This is a genomic window from Rhizobacter sp. P2_H2, from assembly GCF_056403375.1.
In genome coordinates, this window is sequence record NZ_JBFUFP010000837.1 from 1 (window position 1) to 2427 (window position 2427).

At 66.4% G+C, this 2427-nt stretch carries 2 protein-coding genes; both read right to left on the minus strand.

What is annotated here, in order from left to right; all coding sequences use genetic code 11:
- Nucleotides 1-21: 21 nt before the first annotated feature.
- Nucleotides 22-876, minus strand: coding sequence for a 3-deoxy-8-phosphooctulonate synthase (gene kdsA / locus AC1D15_RS27060; RefSeq protein ID WP_477828437.1), 855 nt, complete (start codon nucleotides 874-876; stop codon nucleotides 22-24).
- Nucleotides 873-2427 (minus strand): CTP synthase (gene pyrG, locus AC1D15_RS27065; RefSeq protein WP_477828438.1); only part of this gene is annotated, 1555 nt, incomplete at its 5' end. The genes pyrG and kdsA, both read right to left, overlap by 4 nt.

Here is a 2427-nt window from a genome sequence, read left to right on the forward strand (position 1 = left end):
CTGCTAGGGTGATTCTGGCGGTCAGTTGAAATCGGCTTCGAGAAAGCCGTTCTTCTTCGTGATGCGGTCGAGTTCCACCAAGGTGGACAGCAATTCCTTCATGCGCTTCAGCGGCACCGCGTTCGGGCCGTCGCTCAAGGCCTCGGCCGGGTTCGGGTGAGTCTCCATGAAGACGCCCGCCACGCCGACCGCGATGGCCGCACGCGCCAGCACCGGCACGAACTCGCGCTGGCCGCCGGAGCTCGTGCCCTGGCCGCCGGGCAGCTGCACCGAGTGGGTCGCGTCGAACACCACCGGGGCCTTCGTGTCGCGCATGATGGCCAGCGAGCGCATGTCGCTGACGAGGTTGTTGTAGCCGAAGCTCGCGCCACGCTCGCAGGCCATGAAGCTGTCTTCCGGCAGGCCTTTTTCGCGTGCGGCGGCGCGGGCCTTGTCGATGACGTTCTTCATGTCGCCGGGCGCGAGGAACTGGCCCTTCWTGATGTTGACCGGCTTGCCCGATTGCGCCACGGCGCGGATGAAATCGGTCTGGCGGCACAGGAAGGCCGGCGTCTGCAGCACGTCGACGATGGAGGCCACGTGCTCGATCTCCTCGGTGCTGTGCACGTCGGTCAGCACCGGCACGCCGATCTCGCGCTTGACCTTGGCGAGGATCTCCAGCCCACGCTCCATGCCGGGGCCGCGGAACGAGGTGCCCGACGAGCGGTTCGCCTTGTCGTAGCTCGACTTGAAGATGAACGGGATGCCGAGCGCGGCCGTCATTTCCTTCAGCTGGCCGGCGACGTCGAGCTGCAGCTGCTCGGTCTCGACGACGCAGGGGCCGGCGATCAGGAAGAAGGGCTTGTCGAGGCCGGCTTCGAATCCACAGAGCTTCATGCCGCGGCCTTCTCGGGTTGCGGCTGCTCGTTGCGCGCAGCCTGGTGCGCGAGCGCGGCCTGGATGTAGGAGCGGAACAGCGGGTGGCCTTCCCACGGCGTCGACTTGAACTCCGGGTGGAACTGCACGCCCATGAACCACGGGTGCACCGTGCGCGGCAGCTCGACGATCTCGGTCAGCTTCTCGCGCTGCGTCAGCGCCGAGATCACGAGGCCGGCCTCGCGCAGCTTGTCGAGGTAGTTGACGTTGGCCTCGTAGCGGTGGCGGTGGCGCTCGTTGACCACATCGCCGTAGATCTCGTGCGCGAGCGTGCCGGGCATCACGTCGGAGCTCTGCGCGCCCAGGCGCATCGTGCCGCCGAGGTCGGAGTTCGCGTTGCGCGTCTGGATGGAGCCGTCGGCGTCCTGCCACTCGTCGATCAGCGCGATCACCGGGTTCGGCGTCTCGGGCTCGAACTCGGTGCTGTTGGCGTTGGCAAGGCCGGCCTTGTGGCGCGCGATCTCGATCGTGGCGACCTGCATGCCCAGGCAGATGCCGAGGTAGGGCAGCTTGTGTTCGCGGGCGAACTGGGCGGTGAGGATCTTGCCCTCGACGCCGCGCTTGCCGAAGCCGCCGGGCACCAGGATCGCGTCATAGCGCGCGAGCTGGTTCACGTTGTCGGTGGTCAGCGTCTCGGAATCAACGTACTCGATGTTGACGCGGGCATGGTTGTGGATGCCGGCGTGGCGCAGCGCCTCGTTCAGCGACTTGTACGAGTCGGACAGGTCGGTGTACTTGCCGCACATCGCGATGGTGACCTCGCGCTTCGGGTGCTCGACCTCGTCGACCAGCGCATCCCAGCGCTTCAGGTTGGCCGGCGGGGTGTTGATGCGCAGCTTGTCGCAGATCAGGCCGTCGAGGCCCTGCTCATGCAGCATGCGCGGCACCTTGTAGATGGTGTCGGCATCCCACACCGAGATCACGCCCCATTCGGGCACGTTGGTGAAGAGCGAGATCTTCTCGCGCTCTTCGTCGGGGATGCGGCGGTCGGCGCGGCACAGCAGCGCATCGGCCTGGATGCCGATCTCGCGCAGCTTCTGCACGGTGTGCTGGGTCGGCTTGGTCTTCAGCTCGCCGGCGGCGGCGATCCACGGCACGTAGGTGAGGTGCACGAAGGCGGTGTTGTTCTGCCCCATGCGCAGGCTCATCTGACGCGCCGCTTCGAGGAAGGGCAGCGATTCGATGTCGCCGACGGTGCCGCCGACCTCGACGATCGCGACGTCGACCGCCTGCTCGGTGCCGAAGGCGGCGCCGCGCTTGATGAATTCCTGGATCTCGTTGGTGACGTGCGGGATCACCTGCACCGTCTTGCCGAGGTAGTCGCCACGGCGCTCCTTCTCGAGCACGCTCTTGTAGATCTGGCCGGTGGTGAAGTTGTTGGCCTTCTTCATCCGCGTCGTGATGAAGCGCTCGTAGTGGCCGAGGTCCAGGTCGGTCTCGGCGCCGTCGTCGGTGACGAACACCTCGCCGTGCTGGAAGGGAGACATGGTGCCCGGATCGACGTTGAGGTAC